At 73.4% G+C, this 26663-nt stretch carries 28 protein-coding genes; 16 read left to right on the top strand and 12 right to left on the bottom strand.

Features of this window, described 5'->3' with window-relative positions:
- Positions 1-61: 61 nt before the first annotated feature.
- The gene (locus AB0I72_RS09135) at positions 62-1339 is read left to right on the top strand and encodes an NAD(P)/FAD-dependent oxidoreductase (RefSeq protein WP_358564716.1); all 1278 of its coding nucleotides are present in this window, start codon (positions 62-64) and stop codon (positions 1337-1339) included.
- A 103-nt stretch (positions 1340-1442) separates the two neighbouring features.
- Positions 1443-2237 (top strand): bifunctional hydroxymethylpyrimidine kinase/phosphomethylpyrimidine kinase, encoded by a 795-nt coding sequence (gene thiD, locus AB0I72_RS09130; protein ID WP_358564714.1) that lies wholly within the window; start codon positions 1443-1445, stop codon positions 2235-2237.
- A gap of 61 nt (positions 2238-2298) precedes the next feature.
- Here thiD and AB0I72_RS09125 read toward each other — a convergent pair whose 3' ends face one another.
- Entirely contained in the window at positions 2299-2796 is a 498-nt protein-coding gene (locus tag AB0I72_RS09125; protein ID WP_358564712.1) for a MarR family transcriptional regulator, read from the bottom strand.
- Between the two features lie 97 nt (positions 2797-2893).
- Here AB0I72_RS09125 and AB0I72_RS09120 point away from each other — a divergent pair, with 97 nt between their 5' ends.
- Positions 2894-3577, top strand: a complete 684-nt coding sequence (locus AB0I72_RS09120; protein WP_358564710.1) for a nitroreductase family protein — start codon at positions 2894-2896, stop codon at positions 3575-3577.
- Positions 3574-4509, top strand: a complete 936-nt coding sequence (locus tag AB0I72_RS09115; RefSeq protein WP_358564708.1) for an EamA family transporter — start codon at positions 3574-3576, stop codon at positions 4507-4509. The genes AB0I72_RS09120 and AB0I72_RS09115 overlap by 4 nt, the downstream gene beginning before the upstream one ends.
- 69 nt (positions 4510-4578) lie before the next feature.
- Here the strand turns inward: AB0I72_RS09115 and AB0I72_RS09110 are convergent, their stop codons facing one another.
- Positions 4579-4842: a GlsB/YeaQ/YmgE family stress response membrane protein gene (locus AB0I72_RS09110; protein WP_358564707.1), complete on the bottom strand. Its 264-nt coding sequence runs from the start codon at positions 4840-4842 to the stop codon at positions 4579-4581.
- Positions 4843-5060: 218 nt separating this feature from the next.
- Here AB0I72_RS09110 and AB0I72_RS09105 point away from each other — a divergent pair, with 218 nt between their 5' ends.
- The gene (locus tag AB0I72_RS09105) at positions 5061-5462 is read left to right on the top strand and encodes a helix-turn-helix transcriptional regulator (protein ID WP_358564705.1); all 402 of its coding nucleotides are present in this window, start codon (positions 5061-5063) and stop codon (positions 5460-5462) included.
- Here the strand turns inward: AB0I72_RS09105 and AB0I72_RS09100 are convergent.
- The 3 genes from AB0I72_RS09100 to AB0I72_RS09090 all read right to left on the bottom strand — a co-directional run bounded on the left by AB0I72_RS09100 (position 5443) and on the right by AB0I72_RS09090 (position 7450).
- Positions 5443-6054, bottom strand: coding sequence for an ATP-dependent Clp protease proteolytic subunit (locus tag AB0I72_RS09100; protein WP_358564704.1), 612 nt, complete (start codon positions 6052-6054; stop codon positions 5443-5445). The two genes, AB0I72_RS09105 and AB0I72_RS09100, sit on opposite strands and share 20 nt — an antisense overlap.
- Positions 6051-6716 (bottom strand): ATP-dependent Clp protease proteolytic subunit, encoded by a 666-nt coding sequence (locus AB0I72_RS09095; protein ID WP_358564703.1) that lies wholly within the window; start codon positions 6714-6716, stop codon positions 6051-6053. The genes AB0I72_RS09100 and AB0I72_RS09095 overlap by 4 nt, the downstream gene beginning before the upstream one ends.
- Positions 6717-6952: 236 nt before the next feature.
- Positions 6953-7450, bottom strand: a complete 498-nt coding sequence (locus tag AB0I72_RS09090) for a MarR family transcriptional regulator (RefSeq protein WP_358564702.1) — start codon at positions 7448-7450, stop codon at positions 6953-6955.
- A 249-nt stretch (positions 7451-7699) separates the two neighbouring features.
- Between AB0I72_RS09090 and AB0I72_RS09085 the strand changes: the two genes are divergently transcribed.
- Genes AB0I72_RS09085 through mnhG form a run of 6 tightly spaced genes read left to right on the top strand, consistent with a single transcriptional unit; the run spans position 7700 to position 14453 of the window.
- On the top strand, positions 7700-10654 hold the full coding sequence (locus tag AB0I72_RS09085; protein ID WP_358564700.1) for a Na+/H+ antiporter subunit A: 2955 nt from the start codon (positions 7700-7702) through the stop codon (positions 10652-10654).
- A complete protein-coding gene (locus AB0I72_RS09080) occupies positions 10651-11481 on the top strand; it encodes a Na(+)/H(+) antiporter subunit C (protein WP_358564699.1) in 831 nt (276 codons plus the stop codon). Before AB0I72_RS09085 ends, AB0I72_RS09080 begins: the two co-directional genes overlap by 4 nt.
- Positions 11481-13148, top strand: coding sequence for a Na+/H+ antiporter subunit D (locus AB0I72_RS09075; protein ID WP_358564697.1), 1668 nt, complete (start codon positions 11481-11483; stop codon positions 13146-13148). The genes AB0I72_RS09080 and AB0I72_RS09075 overlap by 1 nt, the downstream gene beginning before the upstream one ends.
- Positions 13145-13762: a Na+/H+ antiporter subunit E gene (locus AB0I72_RS09070; RefSeq protein WP_358564695.1), complete on the top strand. Its 618-nt coding sequence runs from the start codon at positions 13145-13147 to the stop codon at positions 13760-13762. Before AB0I72_RS09075 ends, AB0I72_RS09070 begins: the two co-directional genes overlap by 4 nt.
- Positions 13759-14058 carry a monovalent cation/H+ antiporter complex subunit F gene (locus AB0I72_RS09065; RefSeq protein WP_358564693.1) on the top strand — a complete coding sequence of 100 codons (300 nt, stop codon included), beginning with the start codon at positions 13759-13761 and terminating at the stop codon, positions 14056-14058. The genes AB0I72_RS09070 and AB0I72_RS09065 overlap by 4 nt, the downstream gene beginning before the upstream one ends.
- Positions 14055-14453, top strand: coding sequence for a monovalent cation/H(+) antiporter subunit G (gene mnhG, locus AB0I72_RS09060; protein WP_358564691.1), 399 nt, complete (start codon positions 14055-14057; stop codon positions 14451-14453). Before AB0I72_RS09065 ends, mnhG begins: the two co-directional genes overlap by 4 nt.
- Before the next feature lie 176 nt (positions 14454-14629).
- Here mnhG and AB0I72_RS09055 read toward each other — a convergent pair whose 3' ends face one another.
- The 4 genes from AB0I72_RS09055 to AB0I72_RS09040 form a co-directional block, all read right to left on the bottom strand.
- A complete protein-coding gene (locus AB0I72_RS09055) occupies positions 14630-15022 on the bottom strand; it encodes a DUF779 domain-containing protein (RefSeq protein WP_358564690.1) in 393 nt (130 codons plus the stop codon).
- Complete coding sequence (locus AB0I72_RS09050; protein WP_358564688.1) at positions 15022-16545, bottom strand: aldehyde dehydrogenase family protein; 1524 nt, start codon at positions 16543-16545, stop codon at positions 15022-15024. Before AB0I72_RS09050 ends, AB0I72_RS09055 begins: the two co-directional genes overlap by 1 nt.
- A 121-nt stretch (positions 16546-16666) precedes the next feature.
- Positions 16667-17938: a GAF domain-containing protein gene (locus tag AB0I72_RS09045; protein ID WP_358564686.1), complete on the bottom strand. Its 1272-nt coding sequence runs from the start codon at positions 17936-17938 to the stop codon at positions 16667-16669.
- Positions 17939-18076: 138 nt separating this feature from the next.
- A complete protein-coding gene (locus AB0I72_RS09040; protein WP_358564684.1) occupies positions 18077-18436 on the bottom strand; it encodes a metalloregulator ArsR/SmtB family transcription factor in 360 nt (119 codons plus the stop codon).
- Positions 18437-18580: 144 nt separating this feature from the next.
- On the opposite strand from AB0I72_RS09040, the gene AB0I72_RS09035 reads away from it, so the two are divergent.
- On the top strand, positions 18581-19828 hold the full coding sequence (locus AB0I72_RS09035) for an MFS transporter (protein WP_358564682.1): 1248 nt from the start codon (positions 18581-18583) through the stop codon (positions 19826-19828).
- Here AB0I72_RS09035 and AB0I72_RS09030 read toward each other — a convergent pair.
- Complete coding sequence (locus AB0I72_RS09030) at positions 19801-21222, bottom strand: short-chain fatty acyl-CoA regulator family protein (protein ID WP_358564680.1); 1422 nt, start codon at positions 21220-21222, stop codon at positions 19801-19803. The two genes, AB0I72_RS09035 and AB0I72_RS09030, sit on opposite strands and share 28 nt — an antisense overlap.
- A gap of 87 nt (positions 21223-21309) precedes the next feature.
- Entirely contained in the window at positions 21310-22416 is a 1107-nt protein-coding gene (locus AB0I72_RS09025; protein ID WP_358564678.1) for a CapA family protein, read from the bottom strand.
- Between the two features lie 312 nt (positions 22417-22728).
- On the opposite strand from AB0I72_RS09025, the gene AB0I72_RS09020 reads away from it, so the two are divergent.
- Together AB0I72_RS09020 and AB0I72_RS09015 are read left to right on the top strand one after the other, a co-directional pair.
- Complete coding sequence (locus AB0I72_RS09020; RefSeq protein ID WP_358564676.1) at positions 22729-23205, top strand: hypothetical protein; 477 nt, start codon at positions 22729-22731, stop codon at positions 23203-23205.
- Positions 23206-23303: 98 nt separating this feature from the next.
- A complete protein-coding gene (locus AB0I72_RS09015) occupies positions 23304-23675 on the top strand; it encodes a hypothetical protein (protein ID WP_358564674.1) in 372 nt (123 codons plus the stop codon).
- Positions 23676-23766: 91 nt separating this feature from the next.
- Here AB0I72_RS09015 and AB0I72_RS09010 read toward each other — a convergent pair whose 3' ends face one another.
- Positions 23767-24762: a helix-turn-helix domain-containing protein gene (locus AB0I72_RS09010; protein ID WP_358564672.1), complete on the bottom strand. Its 996-nt coding sequence runs from the start codon at positions 24760-24762 to the stop codon at positions 23767-23769.
- A gap of 71 nt (positions 24763-24833) precedes the next feature.
- Here AB0I72_RS09010 and AB0I72_RS09005 point away from each other — a divergent pair, with 71 nt between their 5' ends.
- Positions 24834-26120 carry an MFS transporter gene (locus tag AB0I72_RS09005; RefSeq protein ID WP_358564670.1) on the top strand — a complete coding sequence of 429 codons (1287 nt, stop codon included), beginning with the start codon at positions 24834-24836 and terminating at the stop codon, positions 26118-26120.
- Positions 26121-26125: 5 nt separating this feature from the next.
- On the top strand, positions 26126-26563 hold the full coding sequence (locus tag AB0I72_RS09000) for a hypothetical protein (RefSeq protein ID WP_358564668.1): 438 nt from the start codon (positions 26126-26128) through the stop codon (positions 26561-26563).
- The last annotated feature ends 100 nt before the right edge of the window (positions 26564-26663 follow it).

Genomic DNA, 26663 nt, shown 5'->3' with positions numbered 1-26663 from the left:
CGACGCGACCACGCGCCTCCCCTACGGTGGGTTGGTCCCCAGCGACCCCAGGGAGCCCGCCATGCCCGTTCCCCCGATCACGCGCCGCGCCTGCCTCCTCCTCGGCGGCGGGGCCCTGCTCGCGGCCTCCAGCGGCGCGGCGGCGCCCGGCGACGCGTGGGACGTCGCGGTGGTCGGCGCGGGCGTGGCCGGGCTCGCGGCCGCACGCAACCTCGCCGACCACGGGCTGCGCGTGGTCGTGGTGGAGGCGCGCGACCGGATCGGCGGCCAGCTGTACACCGACCGCGCGTTCGGTCCCGGCCCGGTGGAGCTGGGCGCCGGGCTCATCCACGGGGCGTCCGTCTCCACCTGGGAACTCGTCGAGGCCGCGGACGCCCGGACGGAGCGCGTGCGGTCGGCCGCGGGCACGAGCCCCGAGATCGACCTGCCCTCGCCGCCGCTCCCGGACGAGAACGCCGCCGACTACCTGCGGCGGATGGGAGTGCCCGAGCGCGACTGGCCGACGGTGGCGGTCGACAGCGAGCCCCTGCGGCGGTGGAGCGCGACGTGGATGTACGACCGGGGCCACTTCGACTGGTGGTCGGCCTCCCGGGAGCACTTCCGGGTGGTCGAGGGGTACGACCGCCTCCTCCTCCCGCTCGCCGACGGTCTGCCCTTCGCGCTCGGTTCCCCGGTCCGCCGTGTCCGCTGGTCGCGCTCGGGCGTGGAGCTCGCCGTCGACTTCCCGGACGGCCCCGGGACCCTGCGCGCCCGCCAGTGCGTGCTCGCCCTGCCGATCGGGGTGCTGCGGTCGGGGAAGGTCGTCTTCGAACCCCGGCTCCCGACCGGCCACCGCGACGCGGTCGACGCGCTCGACGGCGCCGCCGTCAGCAAGCTCCTCTACGCGTTCGACCACCGCGTCCTGCCCGAGGACGCCGACGCCCTGCCCTGGGACCCCGACTCCGGGTTCGTCTTCTCACGGGTGGGCGGCGCGGGGCCGGAGATCGTCATGGTGTGGGCCGCCGGTGACCGCGCCCGTGAACTGCACGCCATGGATCGGGAGCGGCGGTTCACCGCCGGGCTGCGCGGCCTGCGCGCCGCCGTCGGGGACCGGGGCCTGCGGCCGCTGCGCCGGACCGAGCACGACTGGCTCGCCGACCCGTTCAGCCGGGGCGCCTACCTCCACGTGCCGCCCGGCGCCCACGACGCCCCGGCCGCGCTGGCCGCCCCGGTGGAGGGGGTGCTGTACTTCGTCGGGGAGGCGACCACGGGCGAGAACACCGTCGACGGCGCCTACGACCACGGCTACGACGCCACCGACGCCCTCCTGGCGGACCTGTGGGCCGGCCGACGCCGCTGAGCGGACGCCCGACTCGTGTGGCTGTGATGCAATGTGCCCAGTTCGGCGAGCCTCCCGCTCCCGACACAGCCAACGGCACACGAAGACAGGAGGGCGCGCGCAGATGACTGACCGCGCGTACGTGATCGCAGGGTCGGAGGCCACCGGCGGCGCCGGAATCCAGGCCGACCTCAAGGCCTTCCAGGAGCTGGGCGTCTACGGGATGGGAGCGATCACCTGCATCGTCTCCTTCGACCCGGGCAACGGGTGGGGGCACCGCTTCGTGCCCGTCGACCCGGGCGTCATCGCCGACCAGATCGAGGCGGCGACCTCCTGCCACGACCTGGACGTGGTGAAGGTCGGCATGCTCGGCACGCCCGCCACCATCGACGTGGTCGCCCGCGCGCTGGCCGCCCGCCCCTGGCGGCACGTGGTGCTCGACCCGGTCCTGATCTGCAAGGGCCAGGAGCCGGGCGCGGCGCTGGACACCGACAGGGCGCTCACCGAGCGGGTGCTGCCGCTGGCCACGGTGATCACGCCGAACCACTTCGAGGCGCGCACCCTGGCGGGCATGGAGCGCATCGACACGGTGGAGGACCTGGTCGAGGCGGCCAAGCGCATCCATGCGCTCGGCCCCCGGCACGTCGTGGCCAAGGGCGGCGTGGAGCTGCCCGGACCGGACGCGGTCGACGTCCACTTCGACGGCGCGGAGGTCACGGTCCTGCGCTCCCCGAAGATCGGCGACGAGCGCGTCAGCGGCGCCGGGTGCACGTTCGCCGCCGCGATCACGGCCGAGCTGGCCAAGGGCGCCGAGGTGGGCGCGGCCGTGGACACCGCCAAGCGCATGGTGCGCGAGGGGATCGCCCGGCGACTGACCACGCACGCCCCCTTCGCCTCGGTGGTCCCGCTGGCCCCGTAGTCGCGGCGGTCACCGCACATCCGCGGGCGGGTGGGGACGGCGGTCCCCTCCGCCCGCGGCGCTAGTCGAGAGTGTCCCCCAGTGACACCAGGAGCTTGCGCAGCAGACCGGCGAGCTGGTCGCGGTCCCGCCCGTCGATCCCGCCCAGGAGGCGCTCCTGGTTGGCGACGTGCAGCCCCACCACCCGGTCGACCAGCTCCAGGCCCTCCGGCGTCAGCGTCACGAGCGTCCGCCGCCGGTTCGTCGGGTCGACCTCGCGCGTCACCAGACCCCGGGCGGCCAGCCGGTCCACGCGGTTGGTCGTCGCCGCCGAGCCCACCATCGTCATGCTCACCAGCTCCTTGGCGGACAGGGAGTAGGGCTCCCCCGACCTGCGGAGCGTGCCCAGCACGTCGAACTCCCAGCGCTGGAGGCCCTCCTCGGCGAGAAGACTCTCGACACCGCGCCAGAGCAACTGCGAGGCCCGCCCGAGCCGCCCGACGATGCCCATGGAGGACGCGTCCAGGTCGGGGCGCTCGCGGGCCCACTGGCTGAGGAAGACATCGACGGCGTCGTTCATCCGGCGATGATAGCGCCGCCTCCCGCTTGACCGTCGGGGTTCCACGACCTAATCTTTCGATATCGAACAATTCGATGATGAAAGGTTCGCCATCGAAATGACCGTGCATCCCTCCGTCGCCGACGCCATCCGCGCCCGCCGCAGCGTGCGCCGGTTCCGGCCCGACCCCCTGCCCGACGACCTCCTCGCCGAACTCCTCGACCTGGCCATGGAGGCCCCCTCCAGCTGGAACTTCCAGGCCCGGTCCGTCGTCGCCGTCACCGCCCCCGAGGACCGCGAGGCCCTCGCCCGCGCGGCCAACGGCCAGGACCAGCCCCGTCAGGCGCCCGCGACCCTCGTCTTCCTCGCCGAGTGCGACGCCTGGCGCGGCGACCTCTCCGACGTCCTGGACACCGCCCGCGCCAACGGGGCCTGGAGCGAGGACTTCGCCGAGTCCGTCGCCACGCACGGGGTCGACTTCCAGCGCGACCTCGCCGCCCGCGGCCTCCTGCGGGAGTACGCGGTCAAGGACGCGATGATCGCCGCGAGCTTCGCCATGCTCGCCGCCACCGGCACGGGCCTGGCCAGCTCGCCCATGAACGGCTGGGACGAAGCCGAGGTCAAGAAGGCGATCGGCGCCGACGCCCGGGAGGACCTGGCCGTCGCGCTGCTGCTCTCCGTCGGCCTCCCGGACGAGGACCGCCGCCACCCGGGCCGCCGCCCGCGTACCCGCCACGTGTTCCACGGGCGGTACGGGCGGCCCCTCCCGTCAACCACCACCCCCGACGGAGAACCCCGATGACCCGCGGACGCGTCGCGCTCGACTCCCTGATCACGCTCATCGCGCCGGTCGTGTGGGGCAGCACCTACATCGTCACCACCGAACTCCTGCCGCCCGACCGCCCGCTGCTGGCCGCCGCCATGCGCTCCCTGCCCGCCGGGCTGGTGCTCCTGGCCGTCACCCGGGTCCTGCCGCACGGCGTGTGGTGGTGGCGCACCCTGCTGCTCGGCACACTCAACATGGGCGTCTTCTTCTACCTGCTCTTCGTCGCCGCCTACCTGCTGCCCGGCGGTGTCGCGGCCCTGGTCATGTCGGTCCAGCCGATGCTGGTCCTGGTCCTCGCCGCGCTCGTGCTCGGCAACCGCGTCCGGCCGGTCCACGTGCTGGCGTGCGTGTTGGGCGTCGTGGGCGTCGGCCTGCTCGTCGTCGGGCCGGAGGCCGCCCTGAACCCGTGGGGCGTCCTGGCCGGGCTCGCGGCCGCCGCCTGCATGGCGACCGGGATCGTGCTCACCAAGCACTGGGGGCGCCCCGAGGGGGTGGGCGTCCTGGCGATGACCGGCTGGCAGCTGACCGCGGCCGGACTCCTGCTGGCCCCGGCCACCCTCGTCTTCGAGGGGCTGCCCGACCGGATCACCGGCGCCAACCTCGCCGGATTCGCCTACCTCGGTCTGATCGGCGCCCTGGTGGCCTACGCCCTGTGGCTGCGCGGCCTCGAACGTCTGCCCGCGCTGGCCGTGTCCTTCCTGTCCTTCGGCAGTCCGCTGGCCGCGACGGTCCTGGGCTGGGCGGTCCTCGGCGAGGCCCTGACCCCGGTCCAGCTGACCGGGGCGCTGATCGCGGTGGCGGCGGTGGCCGTCGCCCAGGTCGTCGCGCCCCGGAGCGCGCCGGTCGACGCCTCACCCGGTCACCGGCGGGCCGAGGACACCAGTCCCCCGGTCCCGGCCAGCCCGTAGCCGTCCGCCACGAGCACGTCCGGCCCCTCCGGGAGCCACACGCCCCTCGACGAGGGACCGGACCGACGCTCAGTCGGCGCCCCTGGGCTTCCGCGCGTAGAAGCCGTCGACGACGTAGACGATGACGGCGGCGACCAACACCTGGACGATCAGCACCCACCACCACATGGACGAGATCAGGGTGGCGAGGAACCCTCCGACGAAGGCCGCCACGATGCCCAGGAGCAGGGTCAGCCAGATCGGCAGGTGCTGCTTGCCGGGGACGACGAGTCGGCCCAGCGCACCGATGATCAGACCGACGACGAGCGCGCTGATGATTCCGGTGATCTCCACGGGTTCCTCCCTGGTCGACGCCCCTACCCTCCTTCCCGTCGGGCAGTGGATAAACACCGGGAACCCTCCTGCCGGGAACAACCCTTGGTACGACTTTGGGGCCCTCGTGGGGTGGACCCTTCTGCCGTCGGCAGAAGCCCGCCCACCCCCTCCCCCGGCCCGGGGCGCGCGGCGTACGCTCGGAGTCGGACCAGCTCCGCACGCCCCGGGAGGCACCGATGACCGACACCGTCCTTCGCTTCCTGGACGAGGCCCGGCGGGGCCCCGCACGCGAGGAGCGCGAGGATCCGCTCATGCGCGACCTCATCGGCGACCTGCTGCGGCGCACCCGGACCGAGCAGGGGCGGACGCTGCGCGAGGTCGCCGAGGACGCCCAGGTCTCCCTGCCCTACCTGTCGGAGATCGAGCGCGGCCGCAAGGAGGCCTCCTCCGAGGTGCTCGCCGCCGTGTACCGCTCCCTGGGCCTGGGGCTCTCGGACGTCCTCGCCGAGCTCTACCGCAGCACCGTGGGCGAGGTCCCGCCGCGCACCGGCACGGGCCTGGGCGACCACCGGCGGGCGGGCACGGCCCCCGTGCCCGCGCCCGCCCACCGCGCCCAGGTCATGTCCCTGGCCGCGTAGCCTCCCGGGTGGTGACGATCCCGTCGACCAGGCCGTAGTCCCGGGCCTGCTCGGCGGTGAGGATCCGGTCCCGGTCGGTGTCGGCCCGCAGACGCTCCACCGACTGACCGGTGTGCCGGGACAGGATCGACTCGACCTGCGACCGGACGCGCAGGATCTCCTCCGCCTGGATCTCCAGGTCGGCGGCGACCCCCTGCCCCTCGGTCGACGGCTGGTGCAGCAGCACCCGGGCGTGCTCCAGCGCCATCCGCTTGCCCGCCGCCCCCGCCGCGAGCAGCACGGCCGCCGCCGAGGCCGCCTGGCCCATGCAGACCGTGGCGACGTCGGCCCGCACGAACCGCATCGTGTCGTAGACGGCGGTCAGCGCGGTGAACGAGCCGCCCGGTGAGTTGATGTAGAGCTGGATGTCGGCCTCGCTCGACTCGTAGTCCAGGTGCAGCATCTGCGCCATGACCACGTTGGCGACGTCGTCGTCGATCGGCGTCCCGAGGAAGATGATCCGTTCCGACAGCAGTCGGCTGAACACGTCGGAGGACCGCTCTCCCCGAGGCGTGCGCTCCACGACCACGGGCACGGTGTAGCGTCCGCTCACTGGTCCCCTCCCCCGATGCGGGTGGCGAACCCGGGCGCCGCGGCGCCGAGCCGGAACCCGGTGCCCTCCAGCTCGCGCACCGACTCCACGACGTGGTCCACGAAGCCGTACTCCTTGGCCTCCTGGGCGGTGAACCACGCGTCGCGGTGCTGGTCCCTGGTGACGGTCTCCTCGCTCTGACCGGTGTGCTCGGCGATGAGCCGCACCATGGTCCGCTTCGTGTGCGCCAGGTTCTCCGCCTGGATGGCGATGTCGGCCGCGGTTCCGCCGAGGCCGCCGGAGGGCTGGTGCATCATGATCCGCGCGTGCGGGAAGCTGTAGCGCTTGCCCGCCGTCCCCGCGCAGGCCAGGAACTGGCCCATGCTCCCCGCGAAGCCCATCACCAGGGTGGACACGTCGTTGGGCACGAAGCGCATCGTGTCGTAGACGGCCATCCCCGCGTGGACGGAGCCGCCGGGGCTGTTGATCGCGAGGGTGATGTCGCGGCGGGGGTCCTCGTCGGCGAGCAGCAGGATCTGGGCGCACAGCCGGTTGGCGCTCGTCTCGTCGACCTGCGTGCCCAGCAGCACGATCCGGCTGCGCAGCAGGCGGGCGGCCAGCTGGTCGTCGAAGGCGCCGCCCGCCGCGTCGTGTTCGGCGACGGGCCGTTGGTGGGTCAGCATGGAACTCTCCTCCACCGGTCGGCGGAGCGTTCGTCCGCCCGGCCGGTGGTTCCACCCTGCGGCGGCGCGCGCGGCGACTTCCAGCGTTTCGGCCCGGGGCAGATCTGCCCACGGCAGACCGGAACCGGGGACACGACGAACACGCCGGTCAGCCCGGTGTGAGCCGCTCCACGTACCGCGCCCGTTCCGGTCCTGGGCCGTCCCCCGCCCGGAGCGGTCACCGTGGCACGGCGGTCTCACGCGTCGTCGATCGCCTCGCGCAGATCGCGCAGGATCATGAGCACCTGGGGCCGCAGCGACGGCCGGATCGCCGCGTACATCTGGCGCTGTCTGCGCTCCAGCGCGCCGCGTCTGACGGCGAGGATCCGCTCACCCTCCTCGGTGAGCCCCACCACGGTGCTGCGCTCGTCGTGGGGGGACCGACGGCGCGCCATCATGCCCTTCCGCTCCAGCTGTTGGATCATGCGAGTGGCGGAGGGGGACGACACGCCGACGACCCGGGCGACCGCGCCGACGCTCGGATCGCGCATGCCGCGCACGGCCTCCATGAGGAGCGCCTGCGTCAGTGTGAGCTCCTCGTGCCCGTGTCCGCCGCGGGAACGGGCGTGGATCGCCGCGTTGATCAGTTCGGTCCAGGCCCGCTGGAACTCCTCGAGTCCGGCGTCGGGCGGCTCGGGGTCGTGCGGTTCGGTGTCGGGCGGCGGGGCCCCGGGGTCGACTGACTCGTCAGGCACGAAACGATCCTCGCTGGCTCGGCGTCCACCGCGCACCCTGGCGCGCGCGGTGGCTCGACCATTGTGTAGTCTAGCTATTAGATAGCAAATGCACGTAATTTCACGATGATCCATGCCCCGCCGAGGCCACCCTGACACCTGGACCGCGGAACCGATCCGCGAAGGCGTCATCCCGGCCCCGGGGTGACGGGTGTCCGCCCCCGGACTCGGGCGGGCCCGGACCCATCCGGGAGGGACGCATTGACCACCGTGCTCGTCGCACACTTCGTCGCCGCGGCGATCGCCCCCCTGCTCGTGCGCTGGTGGGGGCGGAACGCGTTCGTCGCGCTCGCCCTCGTCCCGGGCGCCGCCACCGTCTGGGCGCTCCTCCAGACCCCCGTGATCGCGCGCGGCGACGCCCTGTCCTCGTCGATCGCGTGGGCGCCGCAGTTCTCCCTGCGCCTGGGCCTGTACATGGACGCGCTCGGGCTGGTGATGACGCTCATCGCCGCCGGAGTCGGCGCGCTCATCCTCGTCTACTGCGCCCGCTACTTCGAGGACTCCGAACCCGGGCTCGGCCGCTTCGCGGGGGTGTTCGTCGCCTTCGCCGCCGCGATGCTCGGCCTGGTCCTGGCCGACGACCTCATCCAGCTCTTCGTGCACTGGGAGCTGACCACCGTCTTCTCCTACCTGCTCATCGGGCACAGCACCGAGCAGAAGGAGAGCCGCCGCGCCGCCATGACCGCGCTGACGGTCACCACCGCGGGCGGCCTCACGATGTTCGTCGGCATGATCATGCTGGGCCAGACGGCGGGCACGTACGTCATCTCCGAGATCGTCGCCGACCCCCCGCCCGCCGGGACCGCGCTCAACGTGGCGCTCGCCCTCATCATGATCGGCGCCATGTCCAAGTCGGCGCTGTTCCCGTTCAGCCTGTGGCTGCCCGCCGCCATGCGCGCGCCCACGCCGGTCTCCGGCTACCTGCACGCGGCGGCGATGGTCAAGGCCGGTGTCTACCTGGTCGCGCGCCTGACCCCCGCCTTCCACGACGCCGTCGTCTGGCAGTCCATGGCGCTGGCCTTCGGCGTGCTCACGATGCTGCTCGGCGGGTGGACGGCCCTGCGCCAGTTCGACCTCAAGCTCCTGCTCGCCTACGGCACCGTCAGCCAGCTCGGTTTCCTCGTCGCCCTGTTCGGGGCCGGGACGCGCGCCGCCGCGCTCGCCGGGATCGCGATGCTCATCGCGCACTCGCTGTTCAAGGCGGCCCTGTTCCTCGTGGTCGGGATCATCGACCACGCCACCGGCACCCGTGACCTGCGCGAGCTGTCCGGCCTGCGCACCGCCGCGCCCGGCGTCTTCTGGACGGCGCTCGTCGCCCTCGTCTCCATGGCGGGGCTCCCGCCCACGATCGGGTTCGCCGCCAAGGAGCTGGCGTTCGGCGCGTTCACCGCCGGCGGCGCCGTCGACACCGCCGTCCTCGTCGGTCTCGTCGCCGGATCCGCCCTCACCGTCGCCTACAGCCTCCGGTTCCTGTGGGGCGCGTTCGGCGTCAAGGAGAACGTCCCCGCCACCGCCGTCCACGCCCCCGGACCGCTGTTCCTGGCGCCCGCCGTGGTCCTGTCCGGGCTCGGGCTGGTCGCCGGGCCGTTCTCCGGCGCGCTCGACCCCCTCCTGGCCGTCTACGCCGACACCGTCCCCCCGGCGCCCGGCGCCGAGACCACCCACCTGGTCCTGTGGCACGGCTTCGAGTTCCCGCTGCTGATGTCCGCGCTGTGCCTGGCGCTGGGCTACGTGCTGTTCGTCCTGCGCGGCCAGGTCGTGCGGCTGGGCCTGCGGCTCGCCCTCGTCGACCCCGACCGCGTCTACCGGCGGATGCTCGCCGCGCTGGAGAACGTCGCCCTCCAGCTGACCGGCGGCACCCAGCGCGGTTCGCTGCCGGTCTACCTCGGCACGATCCTGGTGGCCATGGTCGTCGTGTCCGGCTGGCCGATCATCGCCGGACGCCTGTGGGAGCTGCCCGCGCCGCCCGTGCGGGCGTGGGACACCCCCGTGCAGCTGATCCCGACCGTGATCATCATCCTCACCTGCCTGTTCGTCCTCTTCGTGCGGCGCCGTCTGTTCGCGGTCGTCCTCGTCGGGATGACCGGCTACGGGTGCGCGGTGCTGTTCTTCCTCCAGGGCGCGCCCGACCTCGCGCTCACCCAGTTCCTCGTGGAGACGGTGAGCATCGTCGTCTTCGTGCTGGTCCTGCGTCGCCTGCCCGCCCGGTTCTCCACACCCGCGCTGCGCGGGCGACGTATGTGGAACCTGGTGATCGGTGTGGCTACCGGGGCGCTCGTGGCGAGCATGACCTACTTCGCCCTCGCCGGACGCCAGGACGAGTCCGTCTCCCCCGGCTTCGCCGACGCCGCGCGCGAGGTCGGCGGGGACAACATCATCGCCGTCCTCCTCGTCGACGTGCGGGCCTGGGACACCATGGGCGAGATCTCCGTCCTGGGCGCGGCCGCCGCGGGTGTGGCCAGCCTGATGTTCGTGCGCCGCAAGGCCCAGCCGCGCGGCGGCCCGCACGGGCTCCGACCGCGGTCGGTCACCGCGCCGCACGCGCCGCCCGGCGGCGCCGGCCAGATCGACCTCGGCGGGCTGCGCGTGGCGCCGCGCGAGCTGCACGTCAAGCCCGCGCCCAGCCGGGTGTGGCTGGCCGGGGCCGACGCCCTGCCCACGGAGCGGCGGTCGGTGATCTTCGAGGTGGTCTCCCGCTTCCTCTTCCCGGTGGTCATGGTGATCTCGGTGTACCTGCTGCTCACCGGCCACTCTGCGGTCGGCGGCGGGTTCGCCGGGGGCATCGTGGCCGGGCTCGCGCTCATCGTGCGCTACCTGGCCGGGGGCCGCTTCGAGCTGTACGCGACCGCCTGGGTGCAGCCCGGCGCGCTGATCGGCGCGGGTCTGGCCCTGTCGACCGGGGTGGCCCTGGCCGGTCCGCTGATCGGCGGCGACATCCTGTCCGGCGGCTCGCTGGACCTGCACGTCCCCCTCATGGGCGACCTGCACCTGACCACGAGCCTGGTCTTCGACACCGGCGTGTACCTGCTGGTGATCGGCCTGATCCTGGACATCCTCCGCAGCCTCGGCGCCCGGATCGACGAACAGATCGAGCGGGACGCCGTGCACGCGGCGGAGGCCGCCCGACGCGGGGTCGAGGCCCCGACCGAGGAGGTCACCCCGTGAACGACACTCCCACGCTCGTCCTCGTCCTCGTCGTCGGCGTCCTGGTCGCGGTGGGCGTCGTGCTCCTGCTGGAGCGCAGCCTGACCCGCGTCCTCCTCGGGTTCGTCGTGCTCAGCAACGGGGTCAACCTCATGATCCTGGCGTCGGGCGGCGCGGCCGGGGGGCCGCCGATCCTCTGGCTGACCGACGAGGACCGGATGACCGACCCCCTCCCGCAGGCGATGATCCTCACCGCCATCGTCATCACCCTCGGCATCACCGCGTTCCTCCTGGCCATGGCCTACCGGAGCTGGCAGCTGGAGGGCAACGACGAGGTGCAGGACGACGCCGAGGACCTCCGGATCGTCCGGGGCGAGGGCGTGCGCGCCGTGCGCAGGCGGTTCCGCCGCGAACGCCGCCGCCTGCGCGCCGACATCCGCGCCCAACGGGCCGAACTCCAGGCGACCATCGCCGCCGCCGACGCCCAGGAGCTGGCCGAACAGGCCCGGATCAAGGCGGAGATCGCCTCCGCCCAGGCCGAGCTCGCCCGGTTCGAGGTCGACGCCGAGGAGAGCGGCGCGGACGAACACTCCCAGGAGACCGTCCGCCGGCTCACCCACCGCACGCAGACCATGGTCGAGCAGGTCGCCGAGCTGCGCGGCCGCATCCGCCGGGGCCGCCGGAAGCTGCGGGAGCACCGCCGCGCCGACCGGGCCGCCGAGCGCGAGCTGTGGCGGGAGCTGCGGCGCCGCGTGCGCGCCCAGCGGCGCCAGATGCGCCAGACCATGCGGGCCGAGCGCGAACGCCTCGCCCGTGCCGAGGACAGCGAGCTGCAAGGGAACGACTGATGATCGACGGATCCCTCTTCGCCGCGACCGTGCACCACCTCGTCCCGCTGCCGGTGGTCCTGCCGCTCTTCGCCGCCGGGGTCAAACTCGCGCTCGGCACCCGCTGGCCCCAGCTCCAGCAGTGGGTCAGCGTCGCCACGCTCACCGCCGTGCTCCTCATCGGGTTCGCCCTCATGGTGGGCGCCGACCTGTACGGCCCGCTGGCCGTGCAGCTGGGCGGGTGGGAGGCCCCGCTCGGGATCACCATGGTCGCCGACCGGCTCTCGGCCCTGTTCGTGACGGTGTCGTCGGCGATCACGCTGGCCGTGCTCGTGTACTCCATCGGTCAGGGCATGGCGGGCAAGGCCGAGGTGGCACCGCTGTCGGTGTACCAGCCGACCTACCTGATCCTGGTCGCCGGCGTCTCCAACGCCTTCCTGGCCGGTGACCTGTTCAACCTGTACGTCGGCTTCGAGATCCTGCTGACCGCCAGCTACGTGCTGCTGACCCTGGGCGGCACCCAGCCCAGGATGCGCGCGGGCGCCATCTACGTGGTGGTGTCGCTGCTGTCGTCCGTGCTGTTCCTGATCGCGATCGGGCTGGTCTTCGCGGCCACCGGGACCGTGAACATGGCGCTGTTGGCCGAGCGGCTGTGGAACATCCCCGCCGAGCTGCGGCTCGTGCTGGAGGTCATCCTGGTCATCGCGTTCGGCATCAAGGCGGCGGTGTTCCCGTTGTCGGCGTGGCTGCCCGACTCCTACCCGACCGCGCCCGTGCCGGTCACGGCGGTGTTCGCGGGCCTGCTGACCAAGGTGGGCGTGTACGCGATCATCCGCTCGGAGACCCTGATGTTCCCGGGGACGCGGATCGACACGTTCCTGCTCTGGGTCGCCCTGGCCACGATGATCATGGGCGCGCTGGGCGCGGTCGCCCAGAACGACATCAAGCGCCTGCTGTCCTTCACCCTGGTCAGCCATATCGGGTTCATGCTGTTCGGGGTGGCGCTCGGCAGCGAGCTGGGCCTGTCCGGCGCGGTGTTCTACGTCGCCCACCACATCACCGTGCAGACCACGCTGTTCCTCATCACGGGGCTGATCGAACGCCGGGGCGGGTCCACGTCCCTGGACGACCTCGGCGGTCTGGGGCGGATCGCGCCGGTCCTGGCGGTGCTGTTCTTCATCCCGGCGATGAACCTGGGCGGCATCCCGCCGCTGTCGGGCTTCCTCGGCAAGCTCGGGCTGCTCCAGGCGGGCGTGGAGGCCGGGACGCCGATGGCCTTCGCGCTGGTCGTCGCGTCGGTCGTCACCAGTCTGCTCACGCTCTACGTCATGGCGCGGGTGTGGAACTACGCGTTCTGGCGCACACCCGCCGAGGGGATGGTCGCCGAACCGGGCACCGTCCTGGAGGAGAGCGAGGACGGCGAGGAGACGACCACCGCGGCCCTGGGGCCGGAGGAGGCGGTCGGGCCCACGTCCCGGCTGGAGGACACCGCGACCCGCGCCGCGACGCGGGTGGTCACCTCGGTGGTCCTGCCCCGGAGCATGGTCGGCGCCACCATGGCGCTGGTCGCGATGGGGCTGGCCCTGACCGTGCTCGCGGGTCCGCTCATCGCCTACTCGTCGGACGCGGGCGCCGAACTGCTCCAACGCACGCCGTACGTCACTGCGGTCCTGGGAGGCGACCGATGACCGTGAACGACGCCCGTGGCCGACGGGGAACGCGCCTGCGCGCGGTGCGCCGCCGTCTGGGCAAGGTGCAGCTGCCCGTCGCGCTCGGGATGACCCTGGTGTGGATGCTGCTGTTCAACGGCTTCCAGTGGCGGGAGGAGTCACTGGGCCTGGCGGTGCTGGGGTTCGGGGTGTCGGTGCTGATCACGGTGGTGTTCCCGCTGCCGCCGATCGGCCCGGGGCTGCGGCTGCGCCCGCTGGCCACGCTGCGGCTGCTGGGCTTCGTCGCCCGTGAGATGGTCGTGTCGAGCCTCCAGGTGACCCGGCAGGTGTTCGCGCCGGGGCCGCCGGTGCGCAGCTCGGTGATCGCGGTGCCGCTGCGCACCGACTCGGACCTGATGCTCGTGTGCACGGCGATCGCCCTGTCCGCTATCCCCGGGAGCATGGTCGTGGAGGTCGGGCAGCCGGACCGCGTGCTGTACGTGCACGTCCTCGGCGCCGTCGACGAGACGGGGACCGCCCGCGCGCGCTCGGGGGCGCTGCTGCTGGAGGAACGCATCGTGCGCGCCGTCGGCACCCGTCAGGACATCGCCGATCTGGAGGCCGCCGCGGCGGCCGGGAGGGAGGGCGCGTGACCGCGCTGTGGATCGCCATCTCCGTGCTGCTCGGGCTGGCCGCCCTGCTCAGCACGGCCCGCCTCATGCTCGGGCCCAGCATCCTGGACCGGGCGCTGTCCGTCGACGTGCTGGTGGCCTCCGCGCTCACCGGGATCGGCGCCTACGCGGCGTTCAACCGCGACCCGACGGTGCTGCCGATCCTGCTGGTGCTGTCGCTGATCGGGTTCGTGAGCTCGGTCAGCGTGTCCAAGTTCGTGGTCCGCCGCCATCTGGACGAGGCGCGGAGCGCCGAGGAGAAGGGGTGGAACAGGTGAGCGAGCCTCTGGTCACGGTCCTGGACTGGCTGGCGGCGCTGTGCCTGCTGGTGGGCGCCGCGCTGTCCCTCGTCGCGGGGGTGGGGCTGGTCCGGTTCCCCGACCTGCTGTCCCGGATGCACACGGCGGCCAAGCCCCAGGTGCTGGGGCTGCTGCTCGTGCTGGTGGGGATCGGTCTGCGGATCGCCCCGCAGGACACGGGCGTGTTCAACGTGGGGACGCTGATCCTGGTGGGTCTGTTCCAGGTCCTGACGGTGCCGGTGGCCGGGCACATCGCCGCGCGGGTGGCCTACCGGACCGGGCGGATCCGCGAGGACCTGCTGGCCACCGACGAGCTGGCCCACCGGATCGCCGAGCGCCGGGGAGGCGGGGCGGACGGGAGCCGTGGGGCCTGAGGGCAAGGGTGTGGCGGGCCCGTGCGGGAGGCGGCACGGGCCCGCGTCCGGTGTGGTCGCGCGTCCGGCGCGGACCCGTGTCGGGCCGGTCCACGGGTCCGCACGCGGGACGGTCGGGGTCAGGGTCGGGTCTTCCGGGTCAGGGGCCCGAGCCCCGGGACCGGGACGGGGCCCGGTCAGGCCAGCCGTTCGGCCTCGTCGTCGGTCATGAGCCTCGACCGGACGAGGAAGCGCCGCCCCGTCGGCGCCTCCAGGGAGAATCCGGCGCCGCGCCCCGGCACGACGTCGATCGTCAGGTGGGTGTGCCGCCACAGTGCGAACTGGGCGCGGGACATCCACACCGGCACCGGTTCGGGCCCGCCCACGTCCAGGTCGCCCAGGTGGACGTCGGCCGCGCCGGTGCGGAACTCCCCCGCCGGATAGCACATCGGGGAGCTGCCGTCGCAGCATCCGCCGGACTGGTGGAACATGAGCGGCCCGTGCTCGGCGCGCAGGTCGCGGAGGAGGGCGGCGGCCTCGTCGGTGACCGCCACCCGCTCCGCCCCCGCACCGTCCGCGGGGGCGGGCATCAGAACAGCCCCAGCGCCGAGTCGGAGTAGCTCACCAGCAGGTTCTTCGTCTGTTGGTAGTGGTCGAGCATCATGCGGTGGTTCTCCCGGCCGATCCCCGACTGCTTGTAGCCGCCGAACGCCGCGTGGGCGGGGTAGGCGTGGTAGTTGTTCACCCACACGCGCCCGGCCTGGATGTCGCGGCCCGCGCGGTAGGCGGTGTTGCCGTCGCGGGACCACACGCCCGCGCCGAGGCCGTAGAGCGTGTCGTTGGCGATCTTGACGGCGTCGGCGTAGTCGTCGAACCTGGTCACCGACACCACCGGGCCGAAGATCTCCTCCTGGAAGATCCGCATGTCGTTGCGGCCCTCGAAGACCGTCGGGGTGACGTAGTAGCCGCCGGACAGGTCGCCTCCGAGGTCGGCGCGCTCGCCCCCGGCGAGCACCTTCGCGCCCTCCCGGACCCCGATGTCGATGTAGGACAGGATCTTCTCCAGCTGGTCGTTGCTGGCCTGGGCGCCGACCATGGTCGCGGTGTCCAGCGGGTTCCCCTGGACGATGGCGCCGACCCGCTCCAGGGCGTCGCCGAGGAAGCGGTCGTAGACGGACGCCTGGACGAGCGCCCGGGACGGGCAGGTGCAGACCTCGCCCTGGTTCAGCGCGAAGAGGGTGAAGCCCTCCAGCGCCTTGTCGTAGAAGGCGTCCGCGCGGTCGGCGACGTCGGCGAAGAAGAGGTTCGGGCTCTTGCCGCCCAGCTCCAGGGTGACCGGGATGAGGTTCTCCGACGCGTACTGCATGATCAGGCGGCCGGTGGTGGTCTCGCCGGTGAAGGCGACCTTGCGCACGCGGGGGCTGGAGGCGAGCGGTTTGCCCGCCTCCGCGCCGAAGCCGTTGACGACGTTGACGACGCCGGGCGGCAAGAGGTCGGCGATCAGCTCGACCAGGAGGAGGACCGACGCGGGGGTCTGCTCGGCGGGCTTGAGGACGACCGCGTTCCCGGCGGCCAGGGCGGGGGCCAGCTTCCAGGTGGCCATGAGCAGGGGGAAGTTCCAGGGGATGATCTGGCCGACCACGCCCAGCGGTTCCTGGAAGTGGTAGGCGACGGTGTCCTCGTCGATCTGGGAGGTGTGCCCCTCCTGGGCGCGGATGGCGCCCGCGAAGTAGCGGAAGTGGTCCACCGCCAGCGGGAGGTCGGCGGCCAGGCACTCGCGGACGGGCTTGCCGTTCTCCCAGGACTCGGCGACGGCGAGCCGCTCCAGGTTGGCCTCGATCCGGTCCGCGATCCGGTTGAGCACGAGCGCGCGCTCGGCGGCGGGCGTGCGGCCCCAGGCGGGCGCGGCGCCGTGGGCGGCGTCGAGGGCGAGTTCGACGTCCTCGGCGCCGCTGCGGGCGACCTCGGTGAAGGTCTGGCCGGTGACGGGGGTGGGGTTCTCGAAGTAGCGGCCCCTGACGGGCTTGACCCACGCGCCGCCGATCCAGTTGTCGTAGCGCGGGGCGTACTCCACGACGCTGCCGGGCTCGCCGGGACGCGTGTAGATGGTCATGCCTGCCTCCTCGTGTCCGTCGGCGCCGGTTCCGGGTCCGGCGTCGCGGGCGTGAGGCTAGTCACCCCGACGTTGCGAGCACGTTGCGGTGGTGTGGCGGGGGTCGGCGGGGCAGCGGGGCTCAGCCGCCGAGCCAGTGGAGCCGACCGCGCAGGGCGGCGTGTCGGGGCGAGGAGGCGTCGACCGCGCCGAGCGCCGCCGCCACCGCGCGGGGGTCCTCGCGCCACTCGGGGTGCTCCGCCCAGGCGAGCAGCACCTCGGGGGGCGCGTGGTCGGCGAGGACGGCGCAGACCTCGGCCTGGAGGGCGTCGCGGATCTCCACCACGCCCGGGGCGTCGGAGCGCGGGAGGACCGGGCCGGGGTAGGCGTCCAGGGCGCGGCGGTGGTCCCCGGCGGCGAGGTGGCGGCGGACGTCGTCCACGTCGGAGTCCACCGGGCGGCACAGCCGGTAGGGGCGGGAGTCGAGCAGCCCCGGCCCGAGGAGGCGGCGCAGGCGGGCCATCTCGGCGCGGACGGTGACCGGGGCGGCGTCGCGTTCGTGGAGGAGGGCGCCGAGGGCGGCGCCGGTCAGGCCGCGCGGGAAGTGGGAGAGCAGCAGGAGGATCTCGGCGTGGCGCGGGCTCAGCGCCGCGGCCCTTCCGCCGAGGGAGAGTTCGGCGCCGTCGCGGCCGAGGACACGCAGGTGCGGGCGGTCGTCGTCGCCGGGCGGTCGCGGCGGGGGCACGCGGCCGCCGAGCCGCAGGGCGCGCAGCTCCGCCTCGGCGGCGGCCGCGGCGGCGCGGACGAGGGCGAGGGCGTGCGGTGAGGCGACGTGGTCCTCGCCGGTGAGGTCGAGGACGCCGAGCAGCGCCCCGGTGTCGGGGTCGTGCAGGGGCGCCGCCGAGCAGCTCCAGCGGTGCACGCCCCGGGCGAAGTGCTCGCTGGCGAAGACCTGGACCTCGTGGTCGAGGGCGAGCGCGACGCCGGGCGCGTTGGTGCCCGCCGAGCGCTCGTCCCAGTTGGCGCCCTCGACGAAGGCCATGCCCTCGGCGCGGTCGCGCAGCCGGTGGTCGCCCTCCACCCACAGGAGGCGGCCGGAGGCGTCGCCGACCGCGACGAGCTGGGGCCCGGGGGCGGTGTCGACGAGGAGGCGGCGCAGCAGCGGCATGACGGGGGAGAGCGGGTGGGCGGCGCGGTGGTCGCGCAGCACGTGGCCGGTGAGCTCCACGCGCGGGGTGGTGCTGTCGGGGTCGACGCCGTGGCGGGCGCTGCGCCGCCAGGAGTCGCCGACGACGGCGCGGACGCGTTCGCTGAGCTGCCCGGAGTCGGTGAAGCGCGCGTGCGCCACGGCGACGTCGCGCCGCACGGCGTCGGGGTCGGCGCCCCGCGGCCAGGCGATCCACCCGTCGGCCATCCGCTGTCTCCCCTCGCCGGGCCAGCGCCGGGCCACCGTGGCGGCCTGCCCCGTGACCACGAGTGAAACCGCGCACGAGCCGGTTGGCAAGGGGGTGTACGGGGGCGGGTCCCGGCTCGGTCGCACCGGGCGCCGGAGTCACGCGTGCGGGGGCTCGCCGGACACCACGTGGTCCGCGTGGTTGAGCGCCTCCAGGACGAGTCGCCGCAGATGGCCGTCGCGCATGCGGTAGATCGAGTGACGCGACTCGCGCCGCGCCTCCACCAGGCCCGCCAGCCGGAGCTTGGCCAGGTGCTGGGAGACGGCCGTCCGCGAGGCCCCGCACGCCTCGGTGAGCTGACCGACGTCGGCCTCGCCCTGGGCCAGTGTCCACAGCAGGCACAGGCGTGTGGGGTCGGAGAGCAGCCGGAAGACGTCGGCGGCCACGGCGAGCCGCTCGGGGCCCGGGGGTTCCCCGTGGAACAGGCTCGGGGCGGACGGCGGCTCACGTTCGGGCATGCGCGCAGTCTAGGTGTTCCGGCCGGCGAGGCGGGCGGCCCGGGCGCCGGGCGGAACGCGTGGGAGCGCAACCCCGCGCATGACATGTGCACAAGTGCGCACATATAATAATCCGGTCTGCCGTCAACCCCCGGGAGCCCGCCCATGCTCCGCGTCCTCGCCCACCCGGCCTACCGCCGACTGTTCACCGCCCAGGTCCTCGCCCTGCTCGGCACCGGGCTGGCGACCGTCGCCCTCGGCCTGCTCGCCTACGACCTCGCGGGCGCCGACGCCGGAACCGTCCTGGGCACCGCCCTGACCATCAAGATGCTGGCCTACGTCGGCGTGTCGCCGCTGGTCGGCGCGCTGGCCGGCCGACTCCCCCGCCGCGCCTTCCTGGCATCCGCGAGCGCGCTGCGCGCCGTCTGCGCCCTAGGGCTGCCCCTGGTCGGCGAGTTGTGGCAGGTCTACCTGCTGATCCTGCTGCTCCAGACGGGCTCGGCGGCGTTCACCCCCGTCTTCCAGGCCACCATCCCCGACGTCCTCACCGACGAGCGGGACTACACCCGGGCCCTGTCGCTGTCCCGGCTCGCCTACGACCTGGAGAGCCTGGCCAGCCCACTCGTCGCGGCGGCCCTGCTCACCGTGGTCGGCCACGACGCCCTGTTCCTCGGCACCGGAACGGGGTTCCTCGCCGCGTCCGTGCTGGTCCTGCTGACCCGACTGCCCCGATCACGGTCGGACTCCGAGGCCGGTCGGGCGGGCGCCGCGCTGGGGATCGGCCCCTTCCTGACGACGCCGCGGCTGCGCGCCCTCCTGGCGATGAACCTCGCGGTGGCGTCGGCGACCGCCGTCGTGCTCGTCGACACCGTCGTCATCGTCCGGGACCTGCTGGGGCGGGACCCGTCGGCGGTGGCGCTGGCCCTGGGAGCCTTCGGCGCCGGGTCGATGGTCGTGGCCCTGCTGCTGCCCGGGGCCCTGGACAGGGTCGCCGACCGCGCGGTGATGCTGCCCGCGGGGTTCGTGCTCGCCCTCGGCCTGGCGGTCGCCGCGCTCACGCTGTCAGTGACGACCGGCGCCGTGGCGTGGGCGGGCGTCCTCGCGTGCTGGTTCGTCCTGGGCGCGGGCACGTCGCTCGTCCTCACCCCCACCGGCCGACTGCTGCGCGGGTCCGCCGCCCCCGGCGGGCTCCCGGCACTGTTCGCGGCCCAGTTCGCGCTCTCGCACGCCTGCTTCCTGCTCACCTACCCCCTGGCGGGTTGGCTGGGGGCACGGGCCGGGCAGCCGTTCTCACTGGGTGTGTTCGCGCTCCTGGCGCTGGCCGCGGCCGGGGCCGCCACCGCGCTGTGGAGGACCCGCGTACCCGCCCGCGCGGCGTGGCCCGGTCAGCGTCCGGGTTCGGACACCGGGTAGGGCGAGACGGTGCTGGAGTTCTCGTTGACCAGCAGCGACCGGCCCGCCGGAGGGAAGGCGCGCTGGGGGCACGCGGGGCGCTCGCACACCTTGCACCCCAGCCCGATCGGGGTCGCCGCGCGCGGGTCCCCGAGGTCGAAGCCCGCCGAGTAGACGAGGCGGTGCGCGTTCCTCAGCTCGCAGCCCAGCCCGACCGCGAAGGTCTTGCGGGCGGCTCCGTAGCCGCCGTAGCCCCGCCCGACGGTCCGCGCCACCCAGAAGTAGGCGCGACCGTCGGGCATCTGCGCGATCTGGGTCTGGATGACGCCCGGCGCGGAGAAGGCGGCGTAGACGTTCCACAGCGGGCAGGTGCCGCCGGAGCGGGAGAAGTGGAAGCCGGTGGCCGACTGGCGCTTGGACATGTTCCCCGCCCGGTCCACGCGCACGAACGAGAAGGGGACGCCGCGCAGGCCGCGCCGCTGGAGCGTCGACAGGCGGTGGCAGACGGTCTCGAAACCGACCCCGAACCGGTCGGCCAGCAGCTCGATGTCGTACCGCTCCGCCTCGGCGGCGGCGTGGAAGGCCTTGTAGGGCAGGACGAAGGCCCCGGCGTAGTAGTTGGCCAGGCCGATCCGGGCGAGGCGCACGGCCTGGTCGGTGGCCAGCTCCTCCCCCCGGGCCAGCTCCTCCAGCAGGTCGCCGTGTTCGAGGAAGGCCAGCTGGGTGGCGAGCTGGAAGGCCCGCTGGCCCGGGCGCAGGTGGGCGGCGAGGGTGAGGACGCGGCGGTCGGGGTCGAAGGCGCGGTGCCGGGAGCCGGGGTCCGCGCCCGGGGCCTCGGTCTCCACGCGCACGCCGTGGCGTTCGCCCAGGACGCGGGTCAGGACGGTGTGCGCCTGGCCGGGGGCGACGTCCTCGCGCCCGGCGAGCTCCTCGGCGCGTTCGTCGAGTTCACCGACGTAGTTCTGGCGGGCGTAGAAGAAGTCGCGGACCTGTTCGTAGGCCATGGGCGCGGGGGCCGGGCCGTCGCCGCGTCCCTCGGCCAGGGCGGCGGCCTGGGCGGAGGCGTCGCGGTAGCGGCGGTGGAGGTCGACCAGGGCGCGTGCGACCGAGGGGAGCGAGGTGGCGAGTTCGTCGAGTTCGTCGGCGCCGACGCGGTCGCCGGAGGGCGCGTCGACGAGCGCCTCGCGGAGTTCGGCGATGAGGCGGGTGGTGTCGCCGGTGGCGAAGAAGCCGGGGTCGACGCCGAACACCTCGGTGACGCGCAGGAGCACGGGCACGCTGAGCGGTCGCTGGTTGTGCTCCATCTGGTTGAGGTAGCCCGCCGAGATGCCCAGTTCGCGGGCGAGTTCGACCTGCGACAGCGAACGTTCGCGGCGCAGCCCGCGCAGCCGGGGCCCCGCGTAGACCTTGCGCACCGTTGTCCCCCTCCGTTGGTGCTCAGGGTAGTCGGCGGGTTCGGGCGGGGTGGTCGCGGCGGGGCGCGGGCGGGAGGCGGCTCGCGGTCACGTCCACCGCAGCGCGAGTTCGTCGCCCTCGGGCACGACCCGGCAGCCGAGGTCGCGGCTGACGTCGTCGAGGGTCTCCTGGAGCCACCAGGCGTCCCTGCGGGAGGCCGGGTCCAGGCGCATCCTGCGGGAGACCAGCGGGACCATCCGCAGCGAGATCAGTCGGCCGGTGCCCGCGTCGACCGAGGGCAGGAACATCAGCCGCAGGTCGTCGCGGAAGTCCTCGTAGCCCTGGATGCCCTCGTAGTCGTTGACGAAGTCGCCGCAGCCGTAGAGGATCAGCCGGTCGCGGTAGACCTCGATCGGCCGGGGGTGGTGCGAGGAGTGGCCGTGCACCACGTCCACTCCCCCGTCGACCAGGGCGTGGGCCATCGCGCGCTGGTCGGAGACGCCGTAGCCCCAGTTGGAGCCCCAGTGGACCGAGGCGACCACCACGTCGCGGGGGCCGCGCGCCTTCGCGACCCGTTCGGCGACGAGCGCCGCGCCCGCCCGCGCGCTCTCGGGCACCAGGTGGACCCCCGGCCCGTCGTCGCGGGCCGCCCAGCCGGGCGGGATGCCGGTCGAGGTGGTCCCGAACGCGGCGACCACGACCCGACCGCCCCGCTCCAGGTCGACGACGGCCGGCGCGCGGGCCTCCGCGGCGTCGCGGCCCGCGCCCGCCGAACGCAGCCCGGCGGCGGCCAGTGCGTCGAGGGTGTCCTCCAGACCGCGGACGCCGAAGTCCATGACGTGGTTGTTGGCGAGGGAGCACACGTCCGGTCGCGCCGCCGCCAGGCACGGGAGGTTGTCGGGGTGCATCCGGTAGTGGATGCCCTTGCCCGGAAGGAACTCGCCGTCGCCGGTCACGCTGGTCTCCAGGTTCAGCACCCGGATGTCGGGAGAGGCGTCCTCCAGCACGGTGAGCGCCGCACCCCAGGGCCAGGCGAAACCGACGGGGCGCGGGATCGGGCCGTTCATCCGTTCGGCCAGTTCGACGTAGCCGCGCGCGTCCCGGACGTAGTACTCCTCCAGCGCCGGATCGCCGGGGTGCGGCAGAATCTGGTCCACGCCGCGCCCGAGCATCACGTCGCCGCAGAGGAACATCGTCACCGGCTCGGTGCGCATCTTCCCAGCGTACGCCGGACGAACCAGACATCTCGACACACGGACACCGAGAGCACACCGGAGGCGAGAAAGGCGACGCGATCGCGTTCGTGAGCCGATATCGCTTTTTTGTCCCACGACAAGGAATCTTTCTCCCTCGGGCCGCCATTCCGCGCCGCACGTCATTCACCGTTTTCATCAGGCAATATCTGAAAAATCAGGGAAAACCCTGCGGCCCGACCGTTGGCGTCCTATCGTCATGGAATCCGCAGAGGCCGCCTGACCGTTCGCCCGCGGACCCACACGTGTCGCCCGCCCCCCGAAGGAGCCGACGTGCCCACCATCGACCAGCAGATGCGGGAGATGCTCCAGACGCCCGGAGTGCGCAGTGTCTGCCTCGTCGACTGGCGGGCCGGGGGCACCGTGTCCCGTGTCGGCGACGAGGACGGGGCCGAGGATTCGACGTCGATCCTCCAGGCCATCGACAGAGGTCCTCTGTACACCGCGGACGCGGTGGAGGACATGGTCGTCACCGACGTCGACCACCATCTGCTCCTCGCCGTCCTGAAGGGCTCCGACCTCTGTGTGCAGGTGCGGATGGAGCGGGATCGGGGGAACCTCGGCTTCGCTCTCCGACGACTGCGCGGACTCGCGAGCACGGCCCGCATACCGCTGACCCGGCGTGGGGGCGGGCGCCATCCGGTGCCCCGGCCCTCCGTCGCGGTGGACCGCGCGGTGCTCGAACGCGTGCTGGACGGGCTTCGCGCGCTGTCCGTCGATCGGCCGCGGACGGGGCCGGTGGTCGCGTGACGGGCCGTCGGTTCCCACTGCGACGGGTGCCGGCCGTGCGCCGGTGGATCGCCCAGCGACCGCAACTGCGTCGGACCAACCCAAGGAGAGAGAAGGACATGGCGAACATCGAAACCGGGCTCAAGGACATGATGGCGATCGAGGGAGCCGTCGGCGCCGCCGTGGTCGACTACAGCAGCGGAATGGCGCTGGGAACGCTCAGCGCCACGAGCACTCTGGACCTCAACGTCGCCGCGGCGGGGAACACGGAGGTCGTCCGGGCCAAGATGAGGACGATGGACCAGCTGGGACTGAACGAGGCGATCGAGGACATCCTCATCACCCTGTCCAGCCAGTACCACGTCATCCGCCCCCTCAGGAACCGCCAGGGGCAGGGCCTGTTCCTGTACCTGGCGCTGGACCGCTCCCGGGGCAACCTCGCCCTGGCCCGGCACCGTCTCAAGACCATCGAGGACGGTCTGGAGGTCTGATCCGGGATGCGGGTGGGGGAGGGAACGGCGGCCTCCACCCGCGACGGACGGCGCTGGATCCCGCGCGCCCCCGGGCCGGGAGAGCGTCCTGCTACCCGCTCTCCGCGGCGCCCCGGAAGGTACGCCGGTAGGCGCTGGGGGACACGCCCAGCTCGGCCTGCATGTGCTGGCGCAGCGACGCGCCCGTGCCGAACCCCGCGTCGGCCGCGACCCGGTCCACGGACAGGTCGGACCCCTCCAGGAGCTGGCGGGCCCGGTCGAGGCGCTGCTGGGCGACCCACCTGCCCGGCGACTGCCCCACCTCGTCCCGGAAGCGGCGCGTGAAGGTGCGCACGCTCATCGACTCCCGCTCGGCCATCTCCCTCAGGCCCGGCTGGAGGTGGAGGTGCTCCAGGGCCCAGGCGCGGGCGCGTGCGGTGGCCGAACGCTCCGGCTCCGGCACCGGGTGTCGGATGTACTGGGCCTGGCCCCCGTCCCGGTGGGGCGGGACGACCGTGGTGCGGGCCACCTCGTTGGCGACGGCCGCACCGTGGTCGGTGCGGATCATGTGCAGGCTCAGGTCGATGCCGGAGGCGACCCCGGCGGCGGTGAGCACGCGCCCGTTGTCGGTGTAGAGCACGTCGGGGTCCAGGTCGATGTGCGGGTACATGGCGCGGAAGGACCCGGCGGACCTCCAGTGCGTGGTCACCCGGCAGCCGTCGAGCAGCCCCGCGGCGGCGAGCACGAACGCGGCCGAGCAGATGGAGGCCACCCGCGCCGTCGGCGGCACGCGTGCGATGGCGGCGGCCAGGGCGGGGTCGAGGGGGTCGTGGGGGCGTTCCCCGTCGTCCTCCTCGGCGGCGGGGACGATCACCGTGTCGGCCTCGTCGATCGCTTCGGGGCCGTGCTCGACGTTGAGGGTGACGTCGGTGTCGGTCGTGATCTCACCGGGTTCGAGCGCACAGGTGACGACCTCGTAGAGCGGCCGGTCGTCGGCGTCGCGGACCCGGCCGAACAGGCGGTGGACGATGCCGAACTCGATGGGCAGCAGACCGTGGCGGGCGAGGACGGCCACGCGATGGACGGCGGGGCTCGCGGAGTCGCACATGGCCTGATTCTTTCACATGTTGGCTTTCGGGACACTGTCAGCGTTGGTGGGTCCCGAAGGACGCTGGGGGCATGTCGAACGACCTCGCCGCCCAGCACAGACCCGCCCTGTTCCACCGCGCGTGGACGGTCGCCGTCATCGCCTGCCTGACCATCGTGGCCGCGGCGGCGTTCGCCGCGATGCCCGGCGTCCTCGTCGACCCCCTGCACACCGAGTACGGGTGGTCGCGTGCCTCGATCGGCGCCGCCGCCTCGGTGAACATGACCGTCTACGGGCTCATCGCCCCGTTCGCGGCGGCGCTGATGGACCGGTTCGGCCTCCGCCGTATTGCCATGACCGCCCTGGTGACCATCGTCGTCGGCGCCGGGCTGACCACGGTGATGACCGACGTGTGGCAGCTGACCCTCTACTGGGGGCTGCTCATCGGCGCGGGCACCGGTTCGCTGTCGATGACCTTCGCCGCGACCGTCGCCAACCGCTGGTTCGTGCGACGCCGCGGACTGGTCATCGGTGCGCTGACCGGGTCCAGCGCCTTCGGCCAGCTGGTCTTCCTGCCCGCGCTGGCGTGGATCGTCGACCACCAGGGGTGGCGTCCCGCGCTCGTGACGCTGGCCCTGACGGCGGGCACGATGATCGTCCTCATCGCCCTGCTTCTGCGCGACCACCCGGCCGACCTGGGGCAGCGGCCCTACGGCGCGACGGCGTTCGTGGAGAGGCCGAAGGCGGACCAGGGCGCGGCGCGCCGAACCCTCCGGGTGCTGTACGGGTCCGTGCGCGATCGCCGGTTCTGGCTCCTGGCCGGGACGTTCGCGGTGTGCGGCGCGACCACCAACGGCATCATGTGGACGCACTTCGTGCCCGCCGCGCAGGACGCGGGGATGGCCATGACGGCCGCCGCCTCCCTGGTGTCGATGATCGGTGTGTTCGCCCTGGTGGGGACGGTGCTGTCCGGGTGGCTCACCGACCGGTTCGACCCGCGCCCGCTCCTGGTCGGCTACTACGCGGGCCGGGCGCTGCTGCTGGCCGCGCTGCCCGCGTTGCTCGGACCGGACTCCGGAGCGGTGATCGTGTCCTGGGTGGTGCTGTTCGGCCTGCTCGACGTCGCGACCGTGCCCCCGACCATCCTGCTGTGCCGCCGGGTGTTCGGCGCGGACGGCGCGATCGTCTTCGGGTGGGTCAACGCCGTGCACCAGGTCGGGGCCGGGGCGATGGCGGTGTTCGGCGGCTTCACCCGCGACATGACCGGTGGCTACGGGCCGGTGTGGCTGCTGGCCGCCGCCCTGTGCGCCGTGGCGGCGGTGGCGGTGTACGGCCTCACGCCGACCGCCGCGCGCACCGGCGACCCCGCGAAGGCGTGAGCGCCATGAGTGACAACGAACCCCGCACGGCACCGTCGCTCCCGTTCTCCCTCGTCCTGTTGCTTCTGGCGACGGCCGTGGCCTACGTCGGCTTCGCCGGGCTCGACCAGCACCTGCGGGCGGCGCGCGGCGAGGGAGCCCCCGGGACGTTCACCGCCGTCAGCCTCTCCTGCATTCAGCACCCGGGACACGAGTCGTGCACCTGCAACGGCCACTTCACACCTGATGACAGTCGCGAGCCGCGCGGGGTGTACCTGCACGCCGCCGGACGGGAGACGTGCGTCGAGGGGGAGCCGATCGCGGCCGTGGACGTGGGCGCGGACCATCGGGTGTACGGGCCCGACGGCTCCCGGGAGTGGATCCTGTCCGTTCTCCTCCTGCTGGGACCGCTGGCCGTCGCCGTGGGCATCACGGTGTCGTGGGTGCGGTGTCGTCGGCGGTGACGAAGGACAGCCGGGCGGAGCTCCGCCTCGCACCGCCGGAGATCGAGGCGGCCGAGGCCGGGACGGCACCCGCGGACTGCTCGGCGCGGGGCTGGGCACG

Source organism: Nocardiopsis sp. NPDC049922, assembly GCF_040660275.1.
GTDB lineage: Bacteria > Actinomycetota > Actinomycetes > Streptosporangiales > Streptosporangiaceae > Nocardiopsis.
The sequence above is the reverse complement of the archived record's forward strand: the minus strand, read 5'-3'. Positions and strand labels throughout refer to the sequence as shown.

Bases quoted from the DNA above. Each gene is read 5' to 3' on its own strand.
- AB0I72_RS09135 (WP_358564716.1), top strand. From the start codon at position 62: ATGCCCGTTCCCCCGATCACGCGCCGCGCCTGCCTCCTCCTCGGCGGC.
- thiD (WP_358564714.1), top strand. From the start codon at position 1,443: ATGACTGACCGCGCGTACGTGATCGCAGGGTCGGAGGCCACCGGCGGC.
- AB0I72_RS09125 (WP_358564712.1), bottom strand. From the start codon at position 2,796: ATGAACGACGCCGTCGATGTCTTCCTCAGCCAGTGGGCCCGCGAGCGC.
- AB0I72_RS09120 (WP_358564710.1), top strand. From the start codon at position 2,894: ATGACCGTGCATCCCTCCGTCGCCGACGCCATCCGCGCCCGCCGCAGC.
- AB0I72_RS09115 (WP_358564708.1), top strand. From the start codon at position 3,574: ATGACCCGCGGACGCGTCGCGCTCGACTCCCTGATCACGCTCATCGCG.
- AB0I72_RS09105 (WP_358564705.1), top strand. From the start codon at position 5,061: ATGACCGACACCGTCCTTCGCTTCCTGGACGAGGCCCGGCGGGGCCCC.
- AB0I72_RS09095 (WP_358564703.1), bottom strand. From the start codon at position 6,716: ATGCTGACCCACCAACGGCCCGTCGCCGAACACGACGCGGCGGGCGGC.
- AB0I72_RS09075 (WP_358564697.1), top strand. From the start codon at position 11,481: ATGATCGACGGATCCCTCTTCGCCGCGACCGTGCACCACCTCGTCCCG.
- AB0I72_RS09070 (WP_358564695.1), top strand. From the start codon at position 13,145: ATGACCGTGAACGACGCCCGTGGCCGACGGGGAACGCGCCTGCGCGCG.
- AB0I72_RS09055 (WP_358564690.1), bottom strand. From the start codon at position 15,022: ATGCCCGCCCCCGCGGACGGTGCGGGGGCGGAGCGGGTGGCGGTCACC.
- AB0I72_RS09050 (WP_358564688.1), bottom strand. From the start codon at position 16,545: ATGACCATCTACACGCGTCCCGGCGAGCCCGGCAGCGTCGTGGAGTAC.
- AB0I72_RS09045 (WP_358564686.1), bottom strand. From the start codon at position 17,938: ATGGCCGACGGGTGGATCGCCTGGCCGCGGGGCGCCGACCCCGACGCC.
- AB0I72_RS09040 (WP_358564684.1), bottom strand. From the start codon at position 18,436: ATGCCCGAACGTGAGCCGCCGTCCGCCCCGAGCCTGTTCCACGGGGAA.
- AB0I72_RS09035 (WP_358564682.1), top strand. From the start codon at position 18,581: ATGCTCCGCGTCCTCGCCCACCCGGCCTACCGCCGACTGTTCACCGCC.
- AB0I72_RS09025 (WP_358564678.1), bottom strand. From the start codon at position 22,416: ATGCGCACCGAGCCGGTGACGATGTTCCTCTGCGGCGACGTGATGCTC.
- AB0I72_RS09015 (WP_358564674.1), top strand. From the start codon at position 23,304: ATGGCGAACATCGAAACCGGGCTCAAGGACATGATGGCGATCGAGGGA.
- AB0I72_RS09010 (WP_358564672.1), bottom strand. From the start codon at position 24,762: ATGTGCGACTCCGCGAGCCCCGCCGTCCATCGCGTGGCCGTCCTCGCC.
- AB0I72_RS09005 (WP_358564670.1), top strand. From the start codon at position 24,834: ATGTCGAACGACCTCGCCGCCCAGCACAGACCCGCCCTGTTCCACCGC.
- AB0I72_RS09000 (WP_358564668.1), top strand. From the start codon at position 26,126: ATGAGTGACAACGAACCCCGCACGGCACCGTCGCTCCCGTTCTCCCTC.